General features: G+C 41.3%; 19 protein-coding genes and 1 riboswitch. Of the genes, 8 read left to right on the plus strand and 11 right to left on the minus strand.

Annotated features, from left to right (window positions below):
• The first annotated feature begins 174 nt into the window (after positions 1-174).
• Positions 175-1,551: a hexose-6-phosphate:phosphate antiporter gene (gene uhpT, locus Xedl_RS01025; RefSeq protein WP_074022211.1), complete on the plus strand. Its 1,377-nt coding sequence runs from the start codon at positions 175-177 to the stop codon at positions 1,549-1,551.
• Between the two features lie 158 nt (positions 1,552-1,709).
• Positions 1,710-2,318 (plus strand): response regulator transcription factor UhpA, encoded by a 609-nt coding sequence (uhpA, locus tag Xedl_RS01030; RefSeq protein WP_074022315.1) that lies wholly within the window; start codon positions 1,710-1,712, stop codon positions 2,316-2,318.
• Between the two features lie 84 nt (positions 2,319-2,402).
• Here the strand turns inward: uhpA and Xedl_RS01035 are convergent, their stop codons facing one another.
• The 3 genes from Xedl_RS01035 to Xedl_RS01045 form a co-directional block, all read right to left on the minus strand.
• Entirely contained in the window at positions 2,403-4,151 is a 1,749-nt protein-coding gene (locus Xedl_RS01035) for an LA2681 family HEPN domain-containing protein (RefSeq protein ID WP_074022212.1), read from the minus strand.
• 560 nt (positions 4,152-4,711) lie between these two features.
• On the minus strand, positions 4,712-5,116 hold the full coding sequence (locus Xedl_RS23890) for a hypothetical protein (RefSeq protein ID WP_143187359.1): 405 nt from the start codon (positions 5,114-5,116) through the stop codon (positions 4,712-4,714).
• Positions 5,113-5,610 (minus strand): Panacea domain-containing protein, encoded by a 498-nt coding sequence (locus tag Xedl_RS01045; RefSeq protein ID WP_244149649.1) that lies wholly within the window; start codon positions 5,608-5,610, stop codon positions 5,113-5,115. Before Xedl_RS01045 ends, Xedl_RS23890 begins: the two co-directional genes overlap by 4 nt.
• 661 nt (positions 5,611-6,271) lie before the next feature.
• Between Xedl_RS01045 and uhpB the strand changes: the two genes are divergently transcribed.
• From uhpB to rlmA, 3 genes are all read left to right on the plus strand, one after another.
• Positions 6,272-7,837, plus strand: a complete 1,566-nt coding sequence (gene uhpB, locus Xedl_RS01050; protein ID WP_244149650.1) for a signal transduction histidine-protein kinase/phosphatase UhpB — start codon at positions 6,272-6,274, stop codon at positions 7,835-7,837.
• A 9-nt stretch (positions 7,838-7,846) separates the two neighbouring features.
• Positions 7,847-9,169, plus strand: coding sequence for an MFS transporter (uhpC, locus tag Xedl_RS01055; RefSeq protein ID WP_074022214.1), 1,323 nt, complete (start codon positions 7,847-7,849; stop codon positions 9,167-9,169).
• Between the two features lie 118 nt (positions 9,170-9,287).
• Positions 9,288-10,103 (plus strand): 23S rRNA (guanine(745)-N(1))-methyltransferase, encoded by an 816-nt coding sequence (gene rlmA / locus Xedl_RS01060; protein ID WP_074022215.1) that lies wholly within the window; start codon positions 9,288-9,290, stop codon positions 10,101-10,103.
• A 7-nt stretch (positions 10,104-10,110) separates the two neighbouring features.
• Here rlmA and mntP read toward each other — a convergent pair whose 3' ends face one another.
• The 8 genes from mntP to pabB form a co-directional block, all read right to left on the minus strand.
• On the minus strand, positions 10,111-10,695 hold the full coding sequence (gene mntP / locus Xedl_RS01065) for a manganese efflux pump MntP (RefSeq protein ID WP_143187360.1): 585 nt from the start codon (positions 10,693-10,695) through the stop codon (positions 10,111-10,113).
• Positions 10,696-10,841: 146 nt separating this feature from the next.
• Positions 10,842-10,965: riboswitch (yybP-ykoY riboswitch) on the minus strand.
• A 154-nt stretch (positions 10,966-11,119) separates the two neighbouring features.
• Entirely contained in the window at positions 11,120-11,578 is a 459-nt protein-coding gene (locus Xedl_RS01070) for a DUF986 family protein (RefSeq protein WP_074022217.1), read from the minus strand.
• 114 nt (positions 11,579-11,692) lie between these two features.
• Entirely contained in the window at positions 11,693-12,541 is an 849-nt protein-coding gene (locus Xedl_RS01075; protein ID WP_074022218.1) for a PTS mannose transporter subunit IID, read from the minus strand.
• Between the two features lie 13 nt (positions 12,542-12,554).
• Complete coding sequence (locus Xedl_RS01080; RefSeq protein WP_074022219.1) at positions 12,555-13,355, minus strand: PTS mannose/fructose/sorbose transporter subunit IIC; 801 nt, start codon at positions 13,353-13,355, stop codon at positions 12,555-12,557.
• 83 nt (positions 13,356-13,438) lie between these two features.
• The gene (gene manX / locus Xedl_RS01085) at positions 13,439-14,410 is read right to left on the minus strand and encodes a PTS mannose transporter subunit IIAB (protein ID WP_074022220.1); all 972 of its coding nucleotides are present in this window, start codon (positions 14,408-14,410) and stop codon (positions 13,439-13,441) included.
• Positions 14,411-14,921: 511 nt separating this feature from the next.
• Positions 14,922-16,286 (minus strand): L-serine ammonia-lyase, encoded by a 1,365-nt coding sequence (locus tag Xedl_RS01090; RefSeq protein WP_074022221.1) that lies wholly within the window; start codon positions 16,284-16,286, stop codon positions 14,922-14,924.
• A 167-nt stretch (positions 16,287-16,453) separates the two neighbouring features.
• Positions 16,454-17,023 (minus strand): CoA pyrophosphatase, encoded by a 570-nt coding sequence (locus Xedl_RS01095; protein WP_074022222.1) that lies wholly within the window; start codon positions 17,021-17,023, stop codon positions 16,454-16,456.
• Positions 17,020-18,390 (minus strand): aminodeoxychorismate synthase component 1, encoded by a 1,371-nt coding sequence (pabB, locus tag Xedl_RS01100; protein ID WP_074022223.1) that lies wholly within the window; start codon positions 18,388-18,390, stop codon positions 17,020-17,022. The genes Xedl_RS01095 and pabB overlap by 4 nt, the downstream gene beginning before the upstream one ends.
• A gap of 149 nt (positions 18,391-18,539) precedes the next feature.
• Between pabB and Xedl_RS01105 the strand changes: the two genes are divergently transcribed.
• From Xedl_RS01105 to pip, 3 genes are all read left to right on the plus strand, one after another.
• Positions 18,540-18,722, plus strand: coding sequence for a YoaH family protein (locus Xedl_RS01105; protein ID WP_074022224.1), 183 nt, complete (start codon positions 18,540-18,542; stop codon positions 18,720-18,722).
• 101 nt (positions 18,723-18,823) lie between these two features.
• Positions 18,824-19,195 carry a protein YebF gene (gene yebF, locus Xedl_RS01110; RefSeq protein ID WP_074022225.1) on the plus strand — a complete coding sequence of 124 codons (372 nt, stop codon included), beginning with the start codon at positions 18,824-18,826 and terminating at the stop codon, positions 19,193-19,195.
• Positions 19,196-19,289: 94 nt separating this feature from the next.
• Complete coding sequence (gene pip, locus Xedl_RS01115) at positions 19,290-20,243, plus strand: prolyl aminopeptidase (protein ID WP_074022226.1); 954 nt, start codon at positions 19,290-19,292, stop codon at positions 20,241-20,243.
• Positions 20,244-20,257 lie beyond the last annotated feature (14 nt).

A 20,257-nucleotide genomic window follows, 5' to 3' on the forward strand; every position in this document is an offset into this window, starting at 1 on the left:
AGCTCACGCCAACCTTCCTTTAGTTTTCTAAACTGACAAGATAATAATTATATCTGTGTAAATTATATTTACGAAAACTATAACTACGAAAACTTTTGCTTTCTTGTGATTTGCCTTTTTTATTTTCACCTGCTCAAAAAGGCGCTTTTTCTCGTGGTTATCTAAGGATTTCAAATGTTTAAAATTCTAGAACAAATTCGTAAGCCAACCCTGGATCTTCCAGTGGAAGTACGCCGTAGAATGTGGTTCAAACCCTTTATGCAGTCGTATTTGGTGGTTTTTATTGGCTATATGGCTATGTACTTGGTACGTAAAAACTTTAACATAGCCCAAAACGATATGATCTCGACTTATGGTCTGTCGATGACGCAGCTTGGGTTGATAGGGTTAGGTTTTTCTATTACTTATGGTATTGGTAAAACCGTTGTTGCTTATTATGCCGATGGCAAAAATACCAAACAATTCCTGCCATTTATGCTGATCCTATCTGGTATTGCCATGTTAGGGTTTAGCATGAGTATGGGGAATTCTGGCATCAGTATCTTCTTGATGGTGGCATTTTATGCGTTGAGTGGCTTTTTCCAGAGTATAGGTGGGCCTGCCAGCTATTCCACTATTACGAAATGGACTCCCCGTAACAAGCGCGGAACCTACCTGGGCTTGTGGAATATGTCACATAATGTAGGTGGTGCCGCTGCGGCTGGGGTGGCACTCTTTGGTGCCAATTATTTCTTTGATGGTCATGTAATAGGGATGTTTATTTTCCCGTCTATTATCGCCCTGATCATTGGTTTCATTGGATTGCGTTATGGTAGCGATTCCCCGGAAAGTTACGGTTTGGGTAAGGTAGAAGAGTTATTTAATGAGCCTGTCAGCGAAGAAGATATCGCAGCAGAAGAAAACCAGATGACCAAACGTGAGATCTTTGTTGAATATGTATTAAAAAACAAAGTGATCTGGCTGCTCTGTTTTGCCAACATCTTCCTTTACATCGTGCGTATTGGTATCGACCAATGGTCAACAGTGTATGCGTATCAGGAACTGGGACAATCAAAAGAAACCGCTATCACTGGTTTTACCCTATTTGAAATAGGGGCACTGGTGGGCACATTAATGTGGGGGTATTTGTCAGATTTGGCGAATGGCCGCCGTGCCCTGGTTGCCTGTGTCTCGTTAGGGTTGATTATTGTCTGCCTTGAATTTTATCAACATGCAACCAGTGAATACATGTACTTAGGCTCTCTGTTTGTGCTTGGTTTCCTGGTATTTGGCCCTCAATTGTTGATTGGTGTGGCTGCTGTTGGGTTTGTACCGAAAAAAGCGATCAGTGTGGCTGATGGTGTTAAAGGAACATTTGCTTATTTAATCGGTGATAGCTTTGCTAAGCTCGGTTTGGGAATGATTGCTGATGGTGTGCCGGTCTTTGGTTTGACGGGTTGGAAAGGGACATTTGTTGCTCTTGATGCCTCAGCATTCGTATGCCTCGGCTTACTTGCTTTAGTCGCTATTGCGGAAGAGAGAAAGATTCGAAAAGCGAAGAAAGTACATTAAGCTACACTAAAAATTTACTGATGCTGCTGTTATCCACAGTAGCATCTTTTCATCATTTTTTACCCTGATATCCCCTATTTTCTATCTATTACGTACTATTGCGAAACTATATCAATAAGAGTAGTTTAGCCCGATACTTAATTCGATAATAAATGATGATGATTAAAGTAGCATTGGTTGATGATCATGTTGTTGTGCGTTCAGGATTCGCTCAGTTGCTGAATTTAGAGTCTGATATTGAAGTTGTGGGGGAGTTCAGTTCATGTGCTGAAGCCCGACAAGGATTACCGGGATCGGGTGCAACGGTTTGTATTCTTGATATTTCAATGAAAGATGAAAGCGGGCTTTCACTACTGAAAGATCTTCCTTCAGGCATGACCTGTATTATGCTGAGTGTTCATGATTCTGCCACGATGGTGGAGAATGCCTTGAAAGCGGGTGCGCGCAGTTATCTCAGTAAACGTTGCAGTCCGGATGAGCTGATCCAGGCGGTGCGAACCACAGCCAATAATGGTTGTTATCTTACACCGGATATTGTACTTAATTTAACGTCATCAAAGAGCAATCCGTCTTCATTGGAATACCTGACTAAACGAGAACGACAAGTTGGAGAGATGTTGGCTAGTGGTATGGATGTAAAAGCTATAGCGGCTGAATTAGGATTAAGCCATAAAACCGTACATGTCCATCGAGCCAATGCGATGAGTAAATTAGGGGTAACCAATAACGTTGGTTTGGCGAATTATTTTGCCACTAGTGATCTTTAATGTGTATTGATAGGTTTGCTATTTATAAAAATCAATGGATTACAGTTTTCAGGGGGTGCTATTGGGGTGCCGTAATGCCAGCCTTCAGCTTCCGCCCTGGCTTTGTGGTACTTCTCTTGGCATATAGATACCATCTTTTGGGCGCCTGCGCTCTTCAAAATGGATAGCTAATGATAGGTAAATTATTGAGTTTCGAGCTAAGCCAATGAGTTGCATAATTCTTGATTCAAATTGGCTTATTGGTATTAAAAGAGAGTGAGAAGATAGTTTTTCTTTTTCACAGATCTTTGATTTTAGGTCTGTAAGTCTTGAGTTTAGCTTATTAATTTGTTCTTTAAGTTGCTTGGATAAATGAGAATCATTATCTTCCTTGGTTTTTTTAAGCGTTAATTCAATTTCTCTAATTTCATCTGGTATCGTATTAACCTCTTCTTGCAACTTTCTAAACTTTTCATCATTGTAAGTATTATGTGATGTTGCGAGTTCATAGCCAAAATCATCAACTATTTTTAATGAACGATGTTCCATCGCATTTCTAATTTCTGCAAATGCTACTGCATTTGGATCTAACCATTTTGATACTGAATCGGAGCTACCAACTTTGCGGATATCTTTTAATATATAGAATAAAGCATGAATAAAATGATTATCGCTATCCTTCAGTTTTTTATGGGGTTTCCATTCATTATTCTTACCTGTGAAATCACGAAATAAATTATCTATATTTATTTTCGTGTCATATTTTAGATCATTTAAATCAAAAAAATGACTAATTAAATATGCTATTTTATCAAAAAGTGAATATACTATTCTAAATGCTGATTTATACTGAGCAACCTTTAAATTATTAATTGAGTAAGTCATATCTTCAACGTGTTGATAGGTTGAATTGAACATATGAGGAGCATCATCCGGTATATCTTTTGAAGAATATATTAAATACCGAGCATAGCAGTAATCATTTTTTAATTCATCATAATTACCGTGATAGGATAGTTCTTCATGCATGGTAAGAGAACTATTAAGTGATTGAATGAATGATGGTAATGAAAAAACATCCTGATAAGTGATTTGGTACTCACAAGCATCATTCAAGTCATTAAGAAAGAGTCTGTTTTTGGCACACCATTCTAAATAGTTTTTCTGTTTTTTTGATGTGAACTTTTCAGTATGTTCTTTGAAGTAATCGAAAGCTGATGTTTCAAAATAACCCTCAAACCATTTTTTAAAATTTAATAATCGACCTCCTTCCTCAAGTGGCGTTCTTTGTTCAGGATATAGCCTCTTGATATTCTCAATTCCTTTTCTTACAAGTTCATAAGCAATAAAGTAATGATATTCTGAATGCCCGTTGTCATAAAGTGAATAACCAAGGAATAATTCATTATTAGCTTTTGATATAATAGCTACGGGATTATTATCTATAGAAATAGCTTTATCATAGTGCGGGATGCAACATAGTGCTCTTCCCTGTGATGAAAGGCGATTAGCTAAATTTGTCTCAATCATAGATCTAAGAACATTATATGCATGAATATTATTTTCGTGTTCTCTCCAATCTACTTTAGGGAGAGCATGTAAAGCTTTTCTGTAGAAGATGACAGATTTCATCAAATCATCTGAATACCACTCTGTTTTACAAGTTTCATAGAGTTCAGAATAGCAATTTCCTAAGCAGTAAAGATAATGTGCTTCGTATAAGGGGTGAGAAAAGGTGAAATCCCGTTCTGTAAAACTCTCGACTAACGTAGCTAAAGAAGCGTGATCACCCGTAATGATGTATTGATCCGCAAGTTTACTGAACTCGTCAAGTTCATCTTTTACCCTTAACAAGGGGACTCCTTAACTATTCATACTAACTGAATGACAAACTTCGATATCAGAAGTGAGTATACATTACACCATTTTATCAATTATTTGCTGCGCAAGATCTATGTTTTTTTAAACGATATTGCTAATCTAACATTTAAGTTAAGGATGATAAAAGGTGACTTATTCACATTAAATTAACATAGCATAATGCTATAATGTCCGTTTCTGGCACAGAGGTGATTGCTATATATGGACGTCCCATAATATGAGAGTTAACCCTTTGATTTCCTTAATTTCCGGCACAGTGACAGAAATAAGAAAAATCAACAAGCTACAATAAATATTTTATAACCAATTGATTTAATTGAATTCCTGTTCCATGCGGGAAATAAGTAAAAGCAACAGGTTAGATAAAGGTGAGATTTCCCGTCTTTTGGGCTTCTGCCGTTTCAAACAGAGGCATGAAATTAACTACAGGAATTCCTTTAGTTTAAGGAGTCCTGTTACAGTGGTCCTCACTTTGGTAATAGCTCTTAATGATAGGCACTATTTAATGGTATTGAATAAATGCAATATTAAAATTAAACGCAATATTTAGTGTAGAACTTTCTTACTTTGGGTTTCACATGAGGGGAAGTATTAAATCCGTTCAGTATTCTATCAAACACCTCATTACGGCAAGGTTCTGATACTCTGATATCACCAGCAATGACTTGACTTATCACTGTATCAACTCCCAGTATTTCAGCTTTTTTATACAGAATATAACTATCATGCTTTACAAAAGGATGATCGCCAACACTTAAAATACAGGTTTTGTCATATTCAATATCGGGATAAATGGTGGTTAAATTAACAGCAAGAAAACATTCTTTGGTAAGTTGAGGGTAAAGCACAGGATCGCTGCAAATAAAGAACAAATGTTCCTTCGCACCTGTAAATAACATTATGGTTCCCTTTTTAACAGGTGCAAAGTTAATTGTCATACTAATTCGCCAATAACTCGATCTAGTTCGTTTTGTTCTCGCATTCTGTTTGCAAGCTGTATCGCAACCTCATTTGATTTTCCAAGGGCAAGGAAAACGTTTTTTGGGTCGATCGGGTATGAACCACCGTGAGGATCGAACCACTCAGTGCAATGCGAATGTGTGTAGTCCCTTATCTGCCATTTTGTCATATAACCGTATTCTGAATAAACGCCATCCAGAACAGCAAGCTCAGCATCTGTTAACTCGTCATATTCATCGCGTTTAACTGATGGTAGCTTTGTCTCCAGTTCATAATCACTAGCGCCAGCAATCCACTTTCCCCAGCCCTCATCTGAACCTTGGCTAGAGCCATTCATTAAATCGAGTGAATATGAAAGTACAGGTCCGTGAGGCATAGATACCATACGGTCACCGCTGATTGACTCCCCGTATTTCCTCATATGCTCCCTGTCAGATAGATACATGAGCTTCATGAGTTTCAGGTATGCCATGCGCCCGCCACCTTTCGATAGCAGGTACGCAGCCATTTGGGCTACTTTTATTTCGCAAAACATAGAAACCTCCAATGAATCCGTGCTATCAAATTGCTAACTCTCACGGAGGAGTATATCTTAAGGCGTGAATATTCTCTATTATTTCTGTCTTTTTTTGAGACATTTCACAACTAATTTTCTTGACTAAAATGCATATAACAAATTGATTTGTAATGTAAAAATAAATATGTTGCAAATGTCATTTTTTTGTGATTTTTAGGGTGTTATTCACACCACATCCTAATCTACCCCTGCCACCCGGTATCATTTGCTCTGAGGCGATGATGCGTTCCCCAATTTCAACTCAGCCAAATTTTGACTGATTACGCTAATGGGATTTAACAGCCCATTTACGTAAGGGGCGGATTTCTCTGTAAATATATTTACCACCAGATTTAACACCAACGGTGCAACGATAGCGGGGGGGGGGCCGTCTGCGCGTGGGGGCGCTTTTCTATGCTATAGTAGGCCATCTTTGATACTTTCCTATTCAGGCTCCTATATTAGTGGGGTGCTAATAATCCAAAAATAGCCCAAAACAATCTGAAATACACGAAAATCAGCAAAAACAGAAATCCAAAAGATTCAGCATAATAGCAAGGAATGGCAGGGAGTTAGCGTGTTATCTGGTAAATCTTTCTTTATATTTAATCAATATCTGATCAATTCATTTTGCGGCGGGTTACTGTTTTCTTGTTGGTGGTTCTGCTTATGGGTCATCGCCTACTATTTCGTCAACGACTCTGAATTGGCTATCCTCTTTTTTCCTTTTGCTTTGCGCCTCGGCATTACTCTCCATACGCCCAAGCGTTATTGGGCGACTATTTACGGCGCAGAATGGGGGCTTACCATCTGTTTGACGCTCCTAATGGGGCAGTTACAATGGCTGACGGTATTAACTGCTAGCGTGACCAGTTTTCCTCTTGTTTGGTTTGCCAGTCGCTACTATTGTGGCAGCCAATGGCAGCGATTTGCCGTTATGGCGGGTGTCATTTTGGCAACTTCCATGATTAATGTGGCGGCGATCAGCAACCATAATTCTGCTCTGAGTATTGCTTTTTTGGTGAGTTTAACTGGTGGTGTCATGTTAGTTCCTTTGTGCTATTTGGTATGGCACTACCTGTTCCAAAATATTTGGTTTCCCCTGACGGCTAATCTTGTATCACATCATATTCAGTTTCACCTGAGACATATTATTTTTCATAGTTTATTGTTTATACTAAATATTTTCCTTCAAGTTGGTCTTCCGAATGAGTTGCGTTACTTTGCCCCATTTTGTCTGGCGATCCCTATTATCTTGTTGGCTTTTCGTTACGGCTGGCAAGGTGCTATAGTCGGCACTTTGCTAAACAGTATTGCTTTGATTGCCGCTCGCAATGGTGTCTCGAATAATAGTGTTTCAAATATGGAGATCACGGATCTCTTGCTATCACTGTTAACTCAAACGGTAACGGGGATCATGCTGGGAATGGCGGTGCAGCGTCAGCGTGACCTTAATGCGCAGTTAAAGCGTCAACTTCATTGTAATCACAGCTTGTCCCGTCAATTGGTGAAAGCCGAAGAGTCGGTAAGGCGAGAGATTGCACGTGAATTGCATGATGAAATTGGTCAGAACATTACCGCTATTCGTACGCAGGCTAATATTATCCAGCGGGTAGAAGTGGCACCGATTAGTGCAAATTGCGCTAAAACTATCGAATCGTTATCCCTAAATGTTTATGATACAACTAAAGCGTTACTTAGCCGACTGCGGCCTAAAATTCTTGATGATCTCGGTTTGAAAGAGGCGATTGAGCAATTATTGCGGGATATGGAGTTTGAATCTCATGGCATATTAGTAAAAATTCATTGGGCAACAGATTCAGTTATGGCAATTGAGCAATTAAGTGATACAACCAAAATCACGTTATACCGTCTTTGTCAGGAAGCGCTGAATAATGCCATGAAATATTCCCAGGCAGATCGTATTGAATTATATTTTTCCATCAACGGGATGATCCATTTATTGATCAGGGATAATGGTATTGGCTGTAAGTCTGAGGATCATATGAAAGGATTTGGCTTACGTGGTATGCGAGAGCGTGTGCAAGCTTTGGGTGGAACATTCTCAATTCACAGTGAAAAACGACAAGGTGATTCGACATATTCGGGAACGGATTTGTCTATTATCTTGCCTAAACTTTAAAATAGGTTCATGACAGCTTCTTCTCAATCTAAGCCAGTACATTACAAGCAGTTATCTGGTGAAGAAATCCGGCAACAATACCGCTACTGGCGCTTGCATATCATGCTGAGTCTCTATGTGGGATATGCGCTATTTTACTTTACCCGTAAAAGTTTTAACTATGCGATGCCCGCCATGATAATCGATCTGGGCCTTGATAAAGGAGACATTGGTCTTATTGGAACCCTGTTTTATATCACTTATGGTTGTTCCAAATTTCTTTCCGGTATTATCTCTGATCGCTCCAACCCGCGTTATTTCATGGGAATCGGATTAATTGCCACAGGCATCATCAATATCTTTTTTGGTTTGTCCAGCTCAATTGTGATGTTTACCTTTTTGTGGATATTAAACGCGTGGTTTCAGGGATGGGGGTCGCCGCCCTGTGCCAAATTGCTTACCAGTTGGTATTCTCGCTCAGAGCGTGGTTTTTGGTGGTCGCTATGGAATACGTCACACCATATAGGTAGTGCGTTGGTTGCATTGTTCGTCAGTTTTTTGACACTACATTTTAGCTGGCGAGAAGGATTTATTGTGCCGGGCTGTTTGGGTATTTTGGCCGGGATATTTTTATGTTGGCGATTACGTGATAAGCCTACCACAATGGGGTTACCGACCATTGGCCAATTTCGTAATGATCATTTAGAAAAGATACAAGAAAATCAAGGACAAGGGCTAACCACCAGAGAAATACTGAAAACCTATGTTTTTTGCAATAAATATATTTGGTTGCTTTCGTTGAGTTACGTTTTGGTTTATCTCGTTCGTACGGTGATTAACGATTGGGGAAACCTCTATCTGACAGAATATCATCATTATGATTTAGTGAGTGCGAACGCAGTATTATCACTTTTTGAAGTAGGTGGTTTTATAGGCTCGCTGGTGGCGGGCTGGGGATCGGATAGAGTATTTGGCGGTAATCGTGGGCCGATGAACTTGATATTTGCAATGGGTATTTTCTTATCTGTGGCTGCCTTATGGTTGATGCCTATGACTGGTGTCATTTTTCAGTCAATTGGTTTTTTTGTCATTGGTTTTTTTGTTTTTGGCCCACAATTATTGATTGGGATGGCGGCTGCGGAATGTTCCCATAAAGATTCTGCGGGGGCTGCAACGGGGTTTGTTGGCCTCTTTGCTTATACGGGAGCTGCACTTGCGGGTTATCCTTTTGCCATTATTTTAAAATGTTATCATTGGAAGGGATTATTTATTACCATTTCTGTCTGCGCAGTAATGATAGGCTTATTATTACTGCCATTCCTGCAAGCCCAGTTTCCCCGACAGAGAATGTAGGATTTAGCCTTTCCCCTTGAGTGTCAGGCTTAAATTTTAAAAAGATGGGGTTCAAAAACGTATACATCAAAAATATGGTATAGTACGCCCCTGATTTTTCCCTATCTGCCGGAATGTTATGTCTTATCAATGTCCTTTGTGTCACTCACCGCTACTGTTTGCTAACCACCAATGGCGTTGCGAAAGCAATCACCAGTTTGATTGTGCAAAAGAAGGGTACGTCAATTTACTGCCTGTTCAGCATAAACGCTCAAAAGAGCCTGGGGATAGCATAGAAATGATGCAAGCGAGAAGGGCGTTTTTGCATTCCGGCCATTATCAAGCTCTGCAACAAAAAACGATTGAATTGCTTGGCGAATATTTGCCAGAAGGCGCTGACACTGTGTTGGATATTGGTTGTGGTGAAGGTTATTACACAGCGGCGGTTCAGGAACAGCTTAATTTTCAGCGGAAATTAGCCGTGTATGGATTAGATGTGGCGAAAGTCGCAATTCGTTATGGTGCCAAACGTTATCCTGACGTTAATTTCTGTGTAGCCTCTAGCCATCGGTTGCCATTTGCGGACAGTTCGCTCGATGGTATTTTACGGATCTACGCCCCTTGCAAGGCAGCAGAATTGGCCAGAGTGGTGAAAACAGAGGGTATTGTCCTGACGGTAACGCCAGGGCCTCGTCACTTGTATCAATTGAAAGAGCTGATTTATCAGGAAGTACATTTACATCCTGAAAATCAGGAACAATGGGAAGGGTTTGAATTAATTTCAACTGAAACACTGGCTTATGCAATGTCATTAAATGGTGAACAAGCGCATCATTTATTGCAGATGACCCCTTTTGCCTGGCGGGCATCAGAAGAAATTAAAACGCATTTGATAGCGAGAGAGCAGTTTAATTGTGAAGCAGATTTCACATTAAAAGTATATCGACGTATTTGATATAACCCTATCCCGCATACCAAAATAATTTAAGGTGTTCGAATAATATATTGAAGCCAATGGCAATTAGGACTAATCCTCCAACTAACTCGGCTCTTTTACCCAATAGTGGACCAATATAACGACCAATTAACATGCCTAGCGTAGCCATCATCATGGTCATAAGGCCAATTGTCATGGCTGTGTGGAGGATATCAACTTGTAAGAAGGCAAGGCCGACACCAATTGCCATCGCGTCTAAACTGGTTGCAATTGCAGTGAGAACTAATGCCGCTGAACTATGGCGCTTAGGCGTGGTTTGGCAGGAAATTTCAGGTTCATGCTTGAAACTATCGACGATCATTCGGCAGCCAAGGATCAACAGCAAGAAAAAGGCAATCCAATGATCCCACTCCATAATATATTGGCTGGCATACAGACCCAATGACCAACCGATTAAAGGTGTACAGGCTTCAACCAGGCCGAAGATGATACCTGTGCGGATAGCTTCGCGAAAATGAGGTCGCTGGAGGGCGGCTCCTTTTCCTACGGCAGCGGCAAACGCATCCATGGAAAGGGCGAGGGCGAGAATAAGTGTTGCATAGAGATTCATTAAAATAGCCTCGGTTGGGTGATTCCATACACACACAACACACCCCCAACCCATGGTGTTGTTATGTGTCTATGGTCTTGCCAACCGATTGATCCCCGTAATCTTTCAAGTTACCACTTTGTTAATTGTCGCTTGAAATATAACGGAGCATAAAAACCCTGATGCTATTAGGTTCTTTAGGTATTCGTACCACGTTTTACTTTAAACGAGTATGTTGATACGAATTTTCCAGAGGTTTTCTGGAACAGGCTACTCCCCAATGACTGCGATGGACAATATCATATTAAGCATAAAAGGCAAAAAATATTTTGCCATATTTAAAATATGAAAATGATAATGCTTATCGTTATCCATTTTGGGAGGGGAATAAGATCAATATGAATTATTGATCTTATTTAATTTATCTGGAGCTAAATAAGTGGAATTATCTGTTATTGACAAGAAATTGATAAATTTTTTCTAAGTCATCCAGTTTCGTTACTGACAGGTAGATTTTATGCTGTCCCAAATCCATCATAAGAATGCCATCTTCAGATAAATTCATTGCGTTAATGCTTTCATAAGAAAAAAAACGGTTGGCATAATAAAAGCCCTGTTTTTTGAATATTAATTTTGGTGAGCGAATATAACCCAGATATAATGTCACCAGGATGATAAATAATAATAAATAGGTCGTGAACTGACTGCCATGTGATGTGACATTATTGTAAATAACAATGGCAATCAAAATGATAAATATTAGGGCATCAATTCGCTGTTTTCTTTTAAGTTTGATATTTAACAGCGTTTTTCCTTTGAGCTGATTGATAATAAATTCATCATAGATCGCAAAGGCGAGCATCAAGATAATTAAAACTATTAGAACAATATCATTCAGACTCATTGTTAATCCCTGGTTTCATATTACGTGGAAAATTTATAGTATATTTGCTGTTGAATAACGAAAGGGGGAGGTAAAACCTCCCCTAAACATTCCAATCAGGCAGGAATATCGGATCTAGCCAAGGAAACCAAAACGGAAACCGACGATCCCCAGCACGAAAAAGCCGATGATAATCCATAACGGATTGACTTTCTTCCGCAGTAGCCACATACAGCCAAATGTTAACAACAATGGCATCAGGCCGGGCATTAATTGGTCAAGGATAGTTTGAACCGTCGTCACTTTCATCTCACCTGTGACTGGATCAGGAACTTCAGAAACCACAAGCGGAATATTCACTTTGGTCCATTTATTGACCAGTGCGCCCATGACAAACAAGCCAAGAATTGACGCTCCTTCCGTCATTTTCTGCAAGAAGCCACCACCCATATCTTTAACGATATCCAATCCTTTTTTGTAGCCATAAGCCACACCCAAGTAACGGGTAAGTAATCGCACTAAATTAAACAGGAGGAAAAACAGAATAGGGCCTAACAGACTGCCACTCATGGCAATACCTGCACCCAGAGCAGCGAATACCGGACGAACAGTGCCCCAGAAAATAGGATCACCTACACCCGCCAAAGGTCCCATCAAACCCACTTTGATACCGTTGATAGCCCCGTCATCAATTTCAGCCCCATTGGCCCGTTGCTCCTCCATTGCCATGGTGACACCAAGAATAGGCGCTGCAACATAAGGATGGGTATTAAAAAATTCCATATGTCGTTTAAGCGCTTGCCTCCTTTCTTCGGTATTCTCCGGATACAGACGACGAATGGCAGGTATCATTGAGAAGCAGAAGCCGAGTGCCTGCATACGCTCAAAATTCCATGATCCTTGAAAGAGGTTAGAACGGAGGAATACACCACGAATATCGCTTTGTGTCAGCTTTTTCTGACCCATATTTGTTGCCTCTGACATGTTGTTTATCCTCTTAATCTAATTCGTTATCAAGGTCGTTTGGGGTATTACCAGCATGGGCGGCGGCCTGTGATTGATTGTATTTTGGACTAAGCTGGATATACAGGATTGCCATGACAATACCAATCACACCTAATGCAACAAGGTTGAAGTTAGTAAAGGCCGCCGTTACGAAACCAAGGTAGAAGAATGGCATCAGATAGCCTGCGCGCATCATGTTAATCACCATTGCATAACCGACAACCACGATCATACCGCCGGCGATATTCAGGCCACTGGTGACCACTTGTGGAATAGAATTCAACATATGCTGAACTTCAGAAGTCCCTACTGATAAAGCAACAACCAGGGCAGGGATGGCGATTCGCATAGCCTGAAGCAGCAACGCTAAAACGTGAAGGACACTAATTGCACGAAGATTGCCGTTTTCTGCGGCTTTGTCTGCTGCGTGTTGGAAACCAACAGTTAAAGTACGAACGATAATAGTCAGAACCTGGCCTGCTGCTGCCAGTGGAATAGCCAGTGCGATACCGGCACCGACATCTTGCCCACCTGCGATAACCAGGATGGTTGAAATGATGGAAGCCAATGCGGCATCGGGGGCGACTGCTGCACCGATATTCATCCAGCCAAGGGCAATCATTTCCAGTGTACCACCGATGATAATGCCGGTTTTCATATCGCCAAGCACTAAGCCGATTAATGTACAAGCAACTAATGGCCGGTGAAATTGAAATTCATCAAGAATTGAATCCATACCTGCGATACAGGCAACGATGAATATCAACCCAAGTTGAACAACGGTAATTTCCATTGTTTTTCTCCTGTAACCAAATGTAATTTGGTAAGAATTTTGTTATTGAGTAATGGTTAATAAAATGACATCGGTTTTTATGGTTAAGCTTTTTTCAGCAGATCCATCATGTTCAAACGGCTATCACTGGCAACCTTACGAGCTTCCAGCTCTATGCCACGAGAGTTCAGTTTTTCAAAGGCTTCAATGTCAGTTTTATCAACAGAAATTGCGTTGTTAATCTGGGTTTTTCCTTGACGGAAAGCCATACCACCGATATTTACGGATTCGATAGCGACACCACCTTCGACAATACGCAGGACATCTGTTGGGTTGGTGAAGAGCAACATGACGCGTTCGTTAGCGTATTTGGGGTTGTTATAAACCCGAACGCATTTAGCAACGTCTATGACATGAGCGCTAACGCCAGGAGGTGCGACTTGTTTCAACAAGGTAGAACGCACCGTATCCTGGGCAACTTCATCACTGACGACAATGATACGCTTGACGTTCGTTTCTTTCGTCCAGCGGGTCGCTACCTGGCCGTGGATAAGGCGGTCATCAATACGTGCGAGCGCTATTTTCATATGGCCGCCCGCAGACGTTGTTGAAGTTGCTGGAACAGGTATAGCGGTAGGGGCTGGTTTAACCGGTTCAGGTTTGGCAGGCTCTTCATCTTGTTTTGCTTTAAGGGCTCGAATGCCTTCTTTGCCGGTTTCCAGTGCGACAGCAACCAGCTCTTCCATGGTTGGATCATCATCCCGACACATGAAAGCTTCAACCAGCATCGGAACATTGACACCAGTGACGATTTCGTAGTTGTCTTTATCAACCACGATGCGGTTTGCAGCATTGAATGGACTACCACCCCAGGTATCGACAAAAAACAGCACGCCTTGTTCTGTATCAAGCGATTTCAGCTTTTGGTTGTATTTCTCGAATAACGTATCAGCATTTTCACCGGGCACAAAGTCGATATAAGAAACATTTTCCTGCTCCCCAATCAACATCTCTGTGGTATGAAGCAACTGTTCTGCCGCCGCCCCGTGTGTGCCAATCATAATGGCTATACTCACTTGTTTACCCCTTTCTATAACAATTGAATTCAGAACCACTGCAAGTTCACACTCAAGATTTCTAATGTATTGAATCTCCTATCAATCAATAGGATAGTCGTGAACATAAAACGGTCATGGTTTTATCTTCTGTTACATAAGAAAATATGTCATTAGATTATCATTAGCAGCCTTCAAGAAAATTGCTATCAGTCAGAAAAATTAAGACAGACTGTTTTGATAGGTTAAAACAATATTTTATTCCTAAAAATAAAAATAACTCATTTTAAAATTCTAATTATTTCTTATAATTTGGCGTTTATTTTTGTTTCCGGTAACATTTTCTTAATTTTCTTATAAAAAAATTGTGATGTTTTTACCGTAAAATGGGAAATAATGTGCTTTAGTCACTCGTTTCAGCCAAAAAAATATCCCTACCAAATGGCAGGGATACTATTTCAGCTAAAATTTAAATGTAGAAAAAACAGGCAGAACCATCGCTCACTGTATAATAAGTGAACAATTCATTGTGTTAGTCACATTGAACTTTTATCGCCAAACCACCGCGTGAAGTTTCACGGTATTTTGCGTTCATATCTTTGCCCGTTTCGTACATGGTCTCAATTACTTTATCGAGAGAAACACGAGGTTCACTGGTACGGCGGAGTGCCATACGGGCAGCATTGATCGCTTTAACTGATGCAATAGCATTACGTTCAATACAAGGAACTTGCACCTGGCCGGCTACAGGGTCACAAGTCAAGCCGAGGTTATGTTCCATGCCAATTTCTGCTGCGATACAAACCTGCTCAGGGCTTGCGCCGAGTAGCTCGGCAATGCCGGCTGCCGCCATAGAACAGGCAACCCCAACTTCCCCCTGACAACCAACTTCAGCACCCGAAATAGAGGCATTCATCTTATATAAGATGCCGATTGCACCGGAAGCCAGAAAATAACGGGTGTACAGTTCTGGTGTCACAGGTTCAATGCAATGGTTGTAATAAGCCAAAACGGCAGGGACGATACCACATGCGCCATTGGTTGGTGCTGTAACAACACGGCCACCGGCAGCATTTTCTTCATTGACGGCCAACGCAAACATATTGATTAAATCAACGACATTCATTGGGTCATTAGATAATTTGTTTGACGATGTCAGCATACGGTGTAACGCTGCTGCACGGCGAGGAACGCGTAGTGGGCCTGGTAAAACCCCTTCTGTGTTCAGGCCACGCTCAATGCAGGCTTGCATGGTTGCCCAGACATCTGCGAAATACTCAGCAATTTCTTCTTGGCTGTGTAAATCCAATTCATTTTTCATCATCAGGCCAGAAACCGATAAGCCTGTTTTATTACAGTTCATCAGCAGTTCAGCCGCAGAGCTGTAAGGATAAGAAACAGGTTTGGAATCCTGGGATGGCTTGCCAAAATGCTCTTCATCAACAATAAAACCACCACCGATAGAGTAGTAGGTTTTGCTGTAAACTTTTTCGTCACCGGCGAACGCATGAATTTGCATGCCATTTTCGTGCAGTGAGAGGTTATCGCTACGGAAGTTCATACCGCCATCGCGAGGAAAATCGACTTCGTGTAAACCATTTGCCAGCGGCAAACGCTCAGTTTGCTCAACATCACGAATAAAACCAGGGATTGAATCAATATCAACGGTTGCCGGCATATTACCTGCCAGCCCCATGATGATAGCAATATCCGTATGGTGACCTTTCCCGGTTAATGAAAGTGAGCCGTATACATCAACAGCTACACGCGTGATAGAGGACATTACCCCCTGGTTTACAAGATCATCGACAAATTGTTTGCCTGCTTTCATAGGACCAACAGTATGAGAGCTGGATGGGCCAATACCCACCTTAAACATGTCGAAAACGCTAATCACGCCAGACTCCTTTAAAGAAGAGAGATATAGTTATTTATATAAAGCGCGCTACTTTACTGTTATTTGGTAGTGTTGATAAAGGAGTTTACAGTTTTTTTTTAATTATAATAGCAATTGATATGATTATGGATAAGTAATGCACAGTTTTGTGGCGTTTTGTGTTCAATTTAGGGCGTTTTTTGCACTTGCTGTGCTAAACGATAAATAATGGCTGCGGTTAATCCCCAAATCATGTGCTCTTGGTGCCAATAAAAATAGACTCGGCGCGGTTGATTGCGGCGTTTTATATCCAGATACCGATAATGGGGGAGGGAAAGTGTATCAATCAGCGGAATTTCAAAAATGCTTGCTACTTCTGCTGGATTAGTTCGAAAGGAGACGGGGTTGGCAACTAACCCAATAACTGGAGTGACGCGGTAACCGCCAATGCTATCCAAGGGGGCTAATTGCCCCAGTATTTGCACTTTATCTTGCGGTAGGCTGACTTCTTCTTCTGCCTCCCGCAAGGCGGTGGCAATGAGAGAAGCGTCTTCAGGATCTGCCACTCCGCCCGGAAAAGCAATTTGCCCTGAGTGGGAACGGAGGCTTGCGGCGCGTTGGGTGAATAACAGCGTTGGTTCTGGCTTACATATAATCGGCAATAATACCGCCGCATTCCGTTGATTGCTGGCTAAATGTGCTGGTCGTGCAGGAAGCTGCAATTGAAACCGATGAATGAAGTCAGAGAGCGATGTCATGGTATAGATAGTTCCCCTAATTGAGGTAAGATCCGTCCGAGTTTATCAAATGTTTCCTGGTATTCTTTTTCAGCGATGCTATCTGCGACGATACCACCCCCTGCCCAACAGTAAATTTTTCCTTTTTCTGTCAGTAAGGTACGAATAGTAATATTGCTATCCATTGTACCGCAGAAACTAATATAGCCAACCGCACCACAATATCCATGCCTGCGATGAGGCTCTAATTCTTCAATGATTTCCATAGCCCGGATTTTAGGGGCACCTGTAATTGATCCACCTGGAAAACAGGCACGCAGTAAATCTGTGGCGTGATATGTGTCGGGCAAGGTTGCCGTGATGGTACTAACCAAATGGTGTACGGCCGGAAAAGGTTCAACAACAAATAACTCAGGTACTTTAACCGAGCCTGGTGTGGCCACTCGCCCAATGTCATTTCTCAGCAGGTCAACAATCATCAGGTTTTCCGCGCGATCTTTGCGTGAATTGGCTAATTTCTCTGCTTGCAATTGATCCTCTGCGGGATCTTGCAATCGGGGCAACGTTCCCTTTATTGGGCGCGTTTGAATGTGATGATCTTGCAAAAGAATAAAGCGTTCAGGTGAAACGCTGATAATACAGTGCTCAGGCAAGCGGATAAAAGCAGAAAAGGGAGCCTGGTTACTTTCATTGAGCTGGATAAATGCCTGCCATTCATCTCCTGCATAATTGGCATGGAACCGTTGTGATAAATTGACCTGATAGCAATCTCCTTCTCGTAGGTAGCGATGGATTTGAGCAATTTTTTCGTGATATTGCTGGGCTGTCATATTGGATTGCCACGGACTGGTCAGGGAAAAACCTTCTTTCCGGTTTGCTCGCTGAGACTCTAACCATGTCAGCCGTTCGTCAATATTGTGGTAGCTCAGTAACGTCGCTTTTTGTAGCTGGTGGTCAATAATCAATCCCCAATCGTAAATCCCCATAGCCATATCAGGAAAATTCAGTTCATTGGTGGCTAATTCAGGTAACTTTTCGATACGTCGTCCGAGATCGTATCCCCATATACCTAATGCTCCCCCTTGAAAAGGGAGATCTGGATCAAACTGAGCCTCAATACCGCTGGTGTGAAGGTGCTCTTTTAATAGCAGGAAGGGATCTTTCTGAGAAAGAGAAACCTTCCCATTACGATTAATTTTGGTAGATGCGCCTTGGGTAACAAGAGTGGTCACAGGTTCAGCGACGATAATATCAAATCGATTATGCGGATGTTTGGCGGTTCCAGAATGTAACAGCATGGCCCAAGGTAATGCTGAGAGGGGGGCGAAATAGTGAATGGCGAGATCAGGGGAATAGGGTAATTGTCGTTTTTGTAATGCAATTTTCATGACGGCATCAATATTGGTGTTTGGCAATCCACAAGGAATAACATATTAATCCACGGAGATTATCACACAATCTCGCTCCTGACTTGAGATAAAACAGGCTATAATCGCTGTTTGCCAATAATTGTTATGTTTTGTCTGAGGTTATAACGATGTTTTCAGGTATGCCAGTATTATCCCATGAAGAGCAGCAAGTTGCTGTAGAAAGGATCCATCAGCTCATTTCCGAAGGAATGGGCAGTGGAGAAGCCATTGCTATGGTTGCTCAGGAATTGCGTGAAAAGCACCAGAATAATGAGCAGATCCATGTTTTATTTGAAGATGGTGAAAATTAGTCGCAACGTATTTTTAACAAAACTCACATAATTACTTTCTACTACATGTTAATTTATCACAACTTTTAATCCATACTATTTGGATGGTAATAGGAGGTAATATGAAGGCAAGTCAGTTTATTCGTCGTATTGGTTTATTGAGTGCAGGTATCCTGTTTTCTGTTGCGTTTACTGCAAACGCTGCTGAGAACGAGCATGTGGCGAAGTTTATTTCTTGTAAAAATTTAACCAAAGATCAAGTAGCAGCACAGATTAAGCAAGATTTCTTACAAAATCGAATTAATCACTGGGATAAGGACAGAAAGCAATTAGGCACTGCAAAACCGATTGCGTGGGTAAATGTCAATGATATTACTGGGGATACGGACGCATTGCAGGTTCCACTTATCGTCCGAGGTACGAAAAAAGATAAAAGTTACAATGTAACAATTGATTGTCAAAAAGAGACCATTAGTTATAGTGAAGTAAAGTGAATAAAAGTAAATAATTTGTCACGCTATCTTTTCTTTAAATATGTACGGGATACTGGGAAAGTATCCCGTTTTGTTTAAACAGTGAGGGGGCTTTATGACGGAACAACGGAAACTCTATCCCGCCTATGATGCGTATCAAACAGGGTATCTGGATACGGGAGATGGGCATCAGGTTTATTGGGAATTGTGCGGCAACCCAAAGGGTAAACCCGCCGTATTCATTCATGGTGGCCCTGGCGGTGGGATAGCAAACTATCATCGTCAGTTATTTGATCCCGAACGTTATCATATTATGTTATTTGATCAGCGTGGCTGTGGGCGTTCTAAGCCCCATGCCAGTCTGGAAAATAATACAACATGGCATTTGATAGAAGATCTTGAACGGCTGCGTAATCTTATGGGTGTTGAGAAGTGGCTGGTTTTTGGTGGCTCATGGGGATCAACACTGTCTTTGGCTTATGCTGAAAAACATCCAAATAGTGTGTCAGAATTAGTGCTCAGAGGGATTTTCTTGCTCCGTCCACAAGAGTTGCATTGGTATTATCAAGAAGGCGCTTCCCGTTTTTTTCCAGAAAAATGGGCGCGTACATTATCTATCCTGTCGGAAGAAGAGCGCAAAGATGTCATAGCCGCCTATAACAAACGGCTGACCAGTGAAGATTTACAAGTACAGTTGGAAGCTGCACGTTTATGGAGTCTTTGGGAAGGAGAAACAGTCACATTGCTGCCTTCTGCAAACTCAGCCTCTTTTTCAGAAGATAATTTTGCCTTGGCGTTTGCACGTATTGAAAACCATTACTTTATCAATAATGGTTTTATGGATGAAACCCAGCAATTACTGGATCATATTGATGTGATTAGGCATATCCCCGCTGTGATTATACATGGCCGCTATGATATGGCATGTCAGATACAGAATGCGTGGGATTTGGCAAAAGTGTGGCCGGAAGCTGAATTGCACATTGTGGAAGGTGCTGGCCATTCTTTTGATGAAGCCGGCATTTTACACCAGCTTATCAAAGCCACTGATAAATTTGTTGGAAAATAGATTTATTGGAAATA

The organism is Xenorhabdus eapokensis (assembly GCF_001908105.1).

Excerpts from the sequence above, each read along its gene's own strand:
- uhpT (WP_074022211.1), top strand. The coding sequence starts at position 175 with ATGTTTAAAATTCTAGAACAAATTCGTAAGCCAACCCTGGATCTTCCA.
- uhpA (WP_074022315.1), top strand. The coding sequence starts at position 1,710 with ATGATTAAAGTAGCATTGGTTGATGATCATGTTGTTGTGCGTTCAGGA.
- Xedl_RS23890 (WP_143187359.1), bottom strand. The coding sequence starts at position 5,116 with ATGACAATTAACTTTGCACCTGTTAAAAAGGGAACCATAATGTTATTT.
- Xedl_RS01045 (WP_244149649.1), bottom strand. The coding sequence starts at position 5,610 with ATGGCATACCTGAAACTCATGAAGCTCATGTATCTATCTGACAGGGAG.
- uhpC (WP_074022214.1), top strand. The coding sequence starts at position 7,847 with ATGACAGCTTCTTCTCAATCTAAGCCAGTACATTACAAGCAGTTATCT.
- rlmA (WP_074022215.1), top strand. The coding sequence starts at position 9,288 with ATGTCTTATCAATGTCCTTTGTGTCACTCACCGCTACTGTTTGCTAAC.
- mntP (WP_143187360.1), bottom strand. The coding sequence starts at position 10,695 with ATGAATCTCTATGCAACACTTATTCTCGCCCTCGCCCTTTCCATGGAT.
- Xedl_RS01070 (WP_074022217.1), bottom strand. The coding sequence starts at position 11,578 with ATGAGTCTGAATGATATTGTTCTAATAGTTTTAATTATCTTGATGCTC.
- Xedl_RS01075 (WP_074022218.1), bottom strand. The coding sequence starts at position 12,541 with ATGTCAGAGGCAACAAATATGGGTCAGAAAAAGCTGACACAAAGCGAT.
- Xedl_RS01080 (WP_074022219.1), bottom strand. The coding sequence starts at position 13,355 with ATGGAAATTACCGTTGTTCAACTTGGGTTGATATTCATCGTTGCCTGT.
- Xedl_RS01095 (WP_074022222.1), bottom strand. The coding sequence starts at position 17,023 with ATGACATCGCTCTCTGACTTCATTCATCGGTTTCAATTGCAGCTTCCT.
- pabB (WP_074022223.1), bottom strand. The coding sequence starts at position 18,390 with ATGAAAATTGCATTACAAAAACGACAATTACCCTATTCCCCTGATCTC.
- Xedl_RS01105 (WP_074022224.1), top strand. The coding sequence starts at position 18,540 with ATGTTTTCAGGTATGCCAGTATTATCCCATGAAGAGCAGCAAGTTGCT.
- yebF (WP_074022225.1), top strand. The coding sequence starts at position 18,824 with ATGAAGGCAAGTCAGTTTATTCGTCGTATTGGTTTATTGAGTGCAGGT.
- pip (WP_074022226.1), top strand. The coding sequence starts at position 19,290 with ATGACGGAACAACGGAAACTCTATCCCGCCTATGATGCGTATCAAACA.